Genomic DNA, 6,899 nt, shown 5'->3' with positions numbered 1-6,899 from the left:
GAACGGCAATGCCTGTTGATCCAATGGAAAGTCGTTCGTTGTTGAGATAGATTCTCAACATCACGGGTGTTTTACCCTCCTTGTTCACATAGTTGCTTCTTAAATAGAAGACTGCTCTGAAAATGGTTTTCATTTGCGCTGCTGTTGTTTAATTGTAGCCATGGCAAGGAAAGTTGTAGCCAAAATTCAATAATTGTAGCCAGCTTCTGATAGAATTGTAGCCAAAAGATTGAATTGTTAGCGAGATAAACTTCTGTAACCACGCTGCAAAGTTCGACATATTTATTTGAATAACAGCAATTTGCGTGTACTCTATGCGTACTCTGTACGAACTCTTGGCTACAATTTTTATTTTGCCTCAAAAAGTGTAGCCAGATTGTAGCCATTGTAGAGTATTTTGGGAGTATTTACCCCCTCTGTACGTACTCTGAGAAGAAGAATGGATATAAAAGAAAAGTATCATAACTACTTGTAGCTATGATACTTACGTTTTTGTTAGGATTTCTCTGTTGGTCTGTTCAGAGCACCTAAAGCGGAGAGAGAGGGAAGTGGACTTCTATACAAAATCATTAAAGATTTATATCAAATAATATCAAAAATCACTGAGTAACAAAAAGTTGCTGATATTATTTGAAATGATATTTTATATTTTGATAATTATAGTTCAAATACTCCGTGAAGAAAAGAGGGGCAAAAAGTGGGGCAACTTTGGGGCAATATAAAGGGGGTTCAAAAATACCAATAAAAAACAGTTCTTCGCCAGCAAAGTGTTTTTATTTTACAAATGGGAAATATTGGGGCAAAAAGTGGGGCAAAACTGTATATTTGATTAACTTTGAAATAAAGATTATCAAATATGATTATAAAAAGAACTATAAAATTTTCAATACGTAATTATAGAAACGCTGGTTACAGGATTCGTATGCGTGTATCATATGATGGGAATCGACTGGATTTCCAGACAGGACTTGTAATTCAAAAAGAGAATTGGGACGATAGGCAACAGCGTATAATGTCCCTAAATAGCAATACAACTGTGACTAACGAGTTTAATGAGCATTTGTCCCAGATGAGAGCATGTATGGTTACTGTTTTTCGTGAATTTGAGTTACGACAGGTCATACCATCGCCTAAAGAATTGCGTAATGCCTTTCATGTTAAGACCAATCCACAGCCTCTAACCACGGAAGAATCATTTAAAAAAGATAGTACTATAAATGTGCACCAAGTGGATATTAATAAACCTAAAAAGAAGAAAAACGATTTTTGGAAGTGTTTTGATGAGTTTGTGAAAGTTAATGGCAAACTCAATGATTGGACTCCAGCGACCTATGAAAAATTTGCAGCTTTACGTAACCATTTACAAGACTTTAATAAAAAATTGAACTTTGAAGATTTTAATGAAGACGGTATCGCTGACTTCATAAACTATATGGGAAAGAAAGGTATGAAGAATAGCACGATTAATAAACAGCTTGGATTCTTACGTTGGTATCTTCGTTGGTGTTATGAGAAAGACTACCATACTAATCATACTTTTGAACACTTCAAGCCTAAATTGAAGAGTGCAAGTAAGCGTGTCATATTCTTAACACAAGAGGAATTGGAGAAAGTAGAAAACCTTAAAATCCCAGAGAAATATACATCACTTGAAGCAGTGCGTGATGTATTTCTATTCTGCTGTTATACAGGATTAAGATATTCTGATGTCAATAATCTGACATGGGAAGACATTCACAATAGAAAGATTGAAATTGTTACTGTAAAAACAGCAGATAGAATAATCATAGAGATAAATAGTAAATCACAAGCTATCTTAGACAAGTATTCTGATATTCATTTCCCTGATAAAAAAGTACTGCCTATTATAAGTAATCAGAAGATGAATAAGAGGCTTCATACATTATGCAAATTAGCAGGAATAGATGAACCTATAAAAAGCACCCATTATGAAGGTAACAAGCGAATAGATGAGGTAAAGCCTAAATATGAACTTGTAGGAACTCACTGCGGTCGTCGTACATTTATATGTACTGCTCTTGCAAAAGGAATTCCTCCCAGTGTTGTTATGAAGTGGACAGGACATAGTGATTACAAAGCTATGAAACCTTATATTGATATAGCTGATGAAGTGAAGTCTTCTTATATGAAGCAATTTGATGAGTAAAAAGTAAGGAGTATGAAATAGATTTTATTATCTTTGTATCGTCGTTTCGAGACACTTTAATACAATTATTGGTTTATCAGACAGTAGTCTCTCCAATATCCTTTAATACAATTATCAAGGCGACAGAGATTTGGCTTTTTGCCAGGTATTATTAATTTATGTATTAAAGTGAAGAATATGGAATTAACACAAAGTTTGTTAGAGACTCCACTGGCACAGTTGTCAGTGAAGGATTTTGTTGAGCTTATGAACACATATAATAAAAGCTATGAAGGTAATACTTCTAATGAGCTTTTTGACGAAGATAGCTGGTTATCAGGCTATAAATCTCTTGCAAATTTTCTAAAATGTAGTGTACCTACGGTGTGTCGTATTGTAAAGAGTGGCAAAATTGATAGTGCCATGAGAAAGGTTGGTGGAACGTATTGGTTTAATAAGAATATGGTAGGAACCTTATTAAAGGTAAATGCCAAGTCTGAGTAATACTCGAATAGAGCCATAAGGCTAAGACATATTAGACTATGAACAAATCTTTGGGACGAAGAGCTAATTTACTCTATAGTCTAAGAAAGAAAGGAATAAGATGTTTGACCAAAGAAAGAATGATATTCTTCCCATATGGTGATCAAGATCCATTACTGGTTAAACAGATTTCAGCTTTATGCAATGATTATAATTTTCATGTACAATTAATACTTCAATAAGATGGAAAAAAGATTATTAAACTATGTGAGTACTTCTGGAAGTGTAACGATTCAAGATGCTGTAGGAATAATTTCTTTACTCTTAATTGGTATATCATTATTAATCATCCTCTATAATATTTTGAAATGGCTAATTAGAGTTGAAAATAAAATTGACATACTAATGCTTGACGCAGATAGAAAAAATGAAGAGAAAAACAAACATATTCGACAAGATGGAAACATAGAAGAAAAATAGACCCTTGAAAAAGGGAATATTTTTATAGAACAATTAGTTAGATAATACTCGGTAAATAATATTTGATATGAAAGAAAATACAGATTTGTCAAACCAATTTGATATAATGGTTAGTCAATGTCAAAGAATGAATGCTGGTAAATTTAGTATGTCATTCAAACGAGAGGATGGCTATACTATTGAGGTAACAGCACGACAGACTGAGGCTAAATTTGATGATGAGTTTAGTGATAAGGAACTAAAATACATCAAAAAGTCAATGATAGAAAAAATTGGCAGCGAGTCTAGTAAAGAAGCTGCTGACATGGCTTTTGATATAATCAATGTGTGCCAGGAACTATTAGGCGAGCAACAGTTTGAGTCTGTAGACCAGATTGTAAGTTCTAATCTGTAAAATTAGTAATAACGAAAGGACAATAGTATGCCGATTAAACCAGAAAATAAAGCACGATATCCAAAGAATTGGAAACAAATCAGAATTTCAATTCTTGAACGAGCGAATAATTGTTGTGAGTTCTGTGGAGTTGAGAACCATACATATCGGACAAATGGACTTACTGGGAAGTTAGCATATATTGTTCTGACAATAGCACATTTTGATCATACTCCAGAACATTGCGATCCCGATAATCTGCGTGCCTTGTGTCAACGATGTCACAATCGTTATGATGCAGAACATCGGAAAGAAACGAGATTAAGTAATAAGAACAATAGCAAAATTAAGAATAGCTGAAAAAGATGAAAGATTCATTTCCATTTACAAGCGCAGCGGTCATCACATATCTGTCTGCATCACTGACGACACTGGATTTCGCATGGTTTATGAATGCAGATTTTAGGATATGGATAGCAGTAATACCGTTATATGTTTTCTTAAGTTTCATTCTTTTTCTGATTTTCGGTATTGAGAAGACAGGTAACGAGGAAAACCAGTATGTAACCAAGGACAAAGCTCGGGAAATAGCAGAAGATGTCTGTAAAGAAATATTAAATACAAAAGAAAACAAATATGATAAAAAGTCCATTCCTTGATATCTGTTGCGGAGGTAAGATGTTTTACCTCGACAAGCATGATAACAGGATTCTGTTTCAGGGTATAAGAAAATTGGAGACAACATTATGTGACGGAAGTTATCTTGAATTGAAAAAGTAAATTATGAAAGCAAAACTTAGAAAGACAGGTGAGGTGGTAGAGCTAAAGCAATACTACAGTGATGGTACAGCAATGGATATTAATGGGAAGCTATATCATCAAGGTGATATATCTAAATTGTTTGAAGACACCAATTCTAAAGGATTAGAATACGAGTTTGAGCAATTAGGTAGGACAAAGAAATGTGAGTTTATATCACAACACGTAGACTTAGCCTCTCCTGAAGCTATTGCGAAGTATGTAAAAGGTTATCTTTTTGACGTACTTAAAGATGTTGACGATGATGAGTATATTGCTACATATCTTCGGAATAAAGGTTACAAGGTAGAAGGTAATATAGAATAGCAAATGGAAAACATCAAATTACTCTATATAGACTTGTTCTGCGGAGCCGGTGGAACATCCACCGGTATTGAACATGCAAAGTTAGATGGAACAAAGTGTGCGAGGGTGGTCGCCTGTGTCAACCATGATGCGAATGCAATCGCATCGCATCAGGCAAACCACCCTAACACATTACACTTCACCGAGGATATTCGCACACTTGACCTTATCGGTCTTACAGCTCACTTAAATCGAATGAGAATGAAATATCCATCAGCTTTAGTTGTCTTATGGGCTTCCCTTGAATGTACCAACTTCAGTAAAGCCAAAGGCGGTCAACCACGCGATGCAGACAGTCGGACGCTTGCAGAACATCTTTTCCGTTATATCGAGCAGCTAAACCCTGACTACATACAGATTGAAAATGTGGAAGAGTTTATGAGCTGGGGGGACATGGACGATAAAGGACACCCTATCTCGAAGTTAAAAGGATGCAGCTATATTCGTTGGACAAATAAAGTTATCTCTTACGGCTATCATTATGACTGGCGTTTGCTGAATGCCGCCGATTTCGGCGCATATACCTCACGCAAGAGGTTTTTCGGTCAATTTGCGAAGAAAGGACTTCCCATAGCATTTCCTGTACCTACCTTTTCTAAGAATGGTGATAGTGGCATGTTTCATACCTACAAGAAATGGAAGCCTGTTCGAGAAGTGCTTGACATGGATGATTCAGGTCAAAGTATCTTTGACAGGAAGAAGCCACTATGCGAGAAAACCTTAAAGCGAATTTACGCAGGGCTAATCAAATTCGTCGCCGGTGGAAAGGAAACCTTTCTTGTTAAGTATAATTCAATGAACCAGACAGGAAAATACACCGCTCCTGGAATTGACGAGCCTTGCCCAACTGTTGCTTGCCAAAATCGTCTGGGTATTGCCAATGTCAGCTTCATGTCCAAAGCATTCAGTGGAGATCCGTATTCTAAGAACCAATCGATAGACATTCCTGCCGGAACTGTCACCACTAAGGATCACCATTTCTTTGTTACTGCTTACTATGGCAATGGAGGGAACCATTCTGCTGAATCGCCATGCCCTACGCTTACCACAAAAGACAGGCTGGGATTGGTATCAAGTCGTTTCTTGGCAAATGAATACTCCGCTGGTGGTCAACTTTCCAGCATTGATGCACCTTGCCCTGCAGTATTGACAACACCGAAGCAAAAAGTAGTTGACTGTTTCTTGATGAACCCACAGTTCAACTCTGCAGGTGGAGATATCAATAAGCCGTGCTTCACTTTGATTGCCCGGATGGATAAGATGCCCCCTTACCTTATCTCCACAGAAGAAGGTATCGGTATAAGGATATTTGAAACGGACAGTGAAATGACTTGCAAGATAAAGGAGTTCATGGCCATGTACGGAATCATAGACATCAAGATGCGCATGTTGAATATAAATGAGCTGAAACGCATCATGGGTTTCCCTGACAATTATATCCTTGTGGGAACCCAGGCCGAACAGAAGAAGTATATCGGTAATGCCGTTGAAGTGAACATGAGCAGGGTACTCTGCGAGTCGCTTTGCGCAGCTCTTATTTCCAAAGCAATAGCAATATAGAAATCAATATAAAAATCACAAGACAATGACAAAAGTTGAAATAACAGAATGGGGTGAACTTGCTATTGTTGAGAAACTCTTATCTGACTATACCCAACATACATCTGATAGGAAAGACCCACGTGTCGAACACGCAAGAAATTTATTGGAGCGTATCCGTCCGGCACTGGTTGAAGCAACAGAACAATTATAAAGATGAATCTAAGGTTGGTGGAACGTATTGGTTTAATAAGAATATGGTACGTAATCTAATGAAGGTGTGAGTTATGGTTACATTTCTTAAAAAACAACAGATTTAGTAAAATGGCATCAGAGTAGAAGAAAAAGAAAGTATTGGTTTCAGGCTACTAAATGCAAAATAAACTATTGGCATCAGTTTTCAGAGGCTATATCAAAATTAGCTATTGTTGCTGGTATTATACTATCATTACAAAAGGAATAAACAAATGAAAACGAAGATTAGTGATATAGCCTATGCTTTAGCGGCTATATTCACATCAGACCGTAACAACGATCTGTCACTGGAACATCACAATGAAATACAACATGTCTTTCAAAAAGTTTCGGAAATATTGTCAGAAGAGGATTTAAAAACTCTTTTATATGTTAATCCCGAATTAGTTAATCAAGCCATTGAAGAGAAACATTTGTTGGACAACATATTTAAGAAGAAACCGTAACAGATGTATGATG

Annotated in this window: 10 protein-coding genes and 1 pseudogene; 10 read left to right on the top strand and 1 reads right to left on the bottom strand. The window is 36.3% G+C overall.

The features are described from left to right. Positions 1–133, bottom strand: a pseudogene (locus tag HMPREF9969_RS13125) (Arm DNA-binding domain-containing protein); the annotation flags it as partial. Positions 134–856: 723 nt separating this feature from the next. On the opposite strand from HMPREF9969_RS13125, the gene HMPREF9969_RS02505 reads away from it, so the two are divergent. The 10 genes from HMPREF9969_RS02505 to HMPREF9969_RS02460 all read left to right on the top strand — a co-directional run bounded on the left by HMPREF9969_RS02505 (position 857) and on the right by HMPREF9969_RS02460 (position 6,886). After that, the gene (locus HMPREF9969_RS02505; RefSeq protein ID WP_036894727.1) at positions 857–2,167 is read left to right on the top strand and encodes a site-specific integrase; all 1,311 of its coding nucleotides are present in this window, start codon (positions 857–859) and stop codon (positions 2,165–2,167) included. A gap of 177 nt (positions 2,168–2,344) precedes the next feature. Continuing rightward, positions 2,345–2,650: a DUF3853 family protein gene (locus HMPREF9969_RS02500; RefSeq protein ID WP_009434293.1), complete on the top strand. Its 306-nt coding sequence runs from the start codon at positions 2,345–2,347 to the stop codon at positions 2,648–2,650. A gap of 222 nt (positions 2,651–2,872) precedes the next feature. Next, positions 2,873–3,109: a hypothetical protein gene (locus HMPREF9969_RS02495; RefSeq protein WP_018911217.1), complete on the top strand. Its 237-nt coding sequence runs from the start codon at positions 2,873–2,875 to the stop codon at positions 3,107–3,109. A 106-nt stretch (positions 3,110–3,215) separates the two neighbouring features. Beyond that, entirely contained in the window at positions 3,216–3,503 is a 288-nt protein-coding gene (locus HMPREF9969_RS02490; RefSeq protein WP_232212640.1) for a hypothetical protein, read from the top strand. Positions 3,504–3,530: 27 nt separating this feature from the next. Then, complete coding sequence (locus tag HMPREF9969_RS02485) at positions 3,531–3,842, top strand: HNH endonuclease (RefSeq protein ID WP_036894719.1); 312 nt, start codon at positions 3,531–3,533, stop codon at positions 3,840–3,842. 5 nt (positions 3,843–3,847) lie between these two features. Further along, positions 3,848–4,141 (top strand): hypothetical protein, encoded by a 294-nt coding sequence (locus HMPREF9969_RS02480; RefSeq protein WP_036894717.1) that lies wholly within the window; start codon positions 3,848–3,850, stop codon positions 4,139–4,141. A gap of 124 nt (positions 4,142–4,265) precedes the next feature. After that, entirely contained in the window at positions 4,266–4,607 is a 342-nt protein-coding gene (locus HMPREF9969_RS02470) for a hypothetical protein (protein WP_018911214.1), read from the top strand. 3 nt (positions 4,608–4,610) lie between these two features. After that, positions 4,611–6,206 (top strand): DNA cytosine methyltransferase, encoded by a 1,596-nt coding sequence (locus HMPREF9969_RS02465; protein ID WP_009434248.1) that lies wholly within the window; start codon positions 4,611–4,613, stop codon positions 6,204–6,206. 25 nt (positions 6,207–6,231) lie between these two features. Beyond that, the gene (locus HMPREF9969_RS12980; RefSeq protein WP_004377534.1) at positions 6,232–6,399 is read left to right on the top strand and encodes a hypothetical protein; all 168 of its coding nucleotides are present in this window, start codon (positions 6,232–6,234) and stop codon (positions 6,397–6,399) included. 253 nt (positions 6,400–6,652) lie between these two features. After that, positions 6,653–6,886, top strand: a complete 234-nt coding sequence (locus HMPREF9969_RS02460; protein WP_009434270.1) for a hypothetical protein — start codon at positions 6,653–6,655, stop codon at positions 6,884–6,886. Positions 6,887–6,899: the final 13 nt, after the last annotated feature.

The organism is Prevotella sp. oral taxon 306 str. F0472, assembly GCF_000257925.1.
GTDB classification, from domain to species: domain Bacteria; phylum Bacteroidota; class Bacteroidia; order Bacteroidales; family Bacteroidaceae; genus Prevotella; species Prevotella vespertina.
The sequence above is the reverse complement of the archived record's forward strand: the minus strand, read 5'-3'. Positions and strand labels throughout refer to the sequence as shown.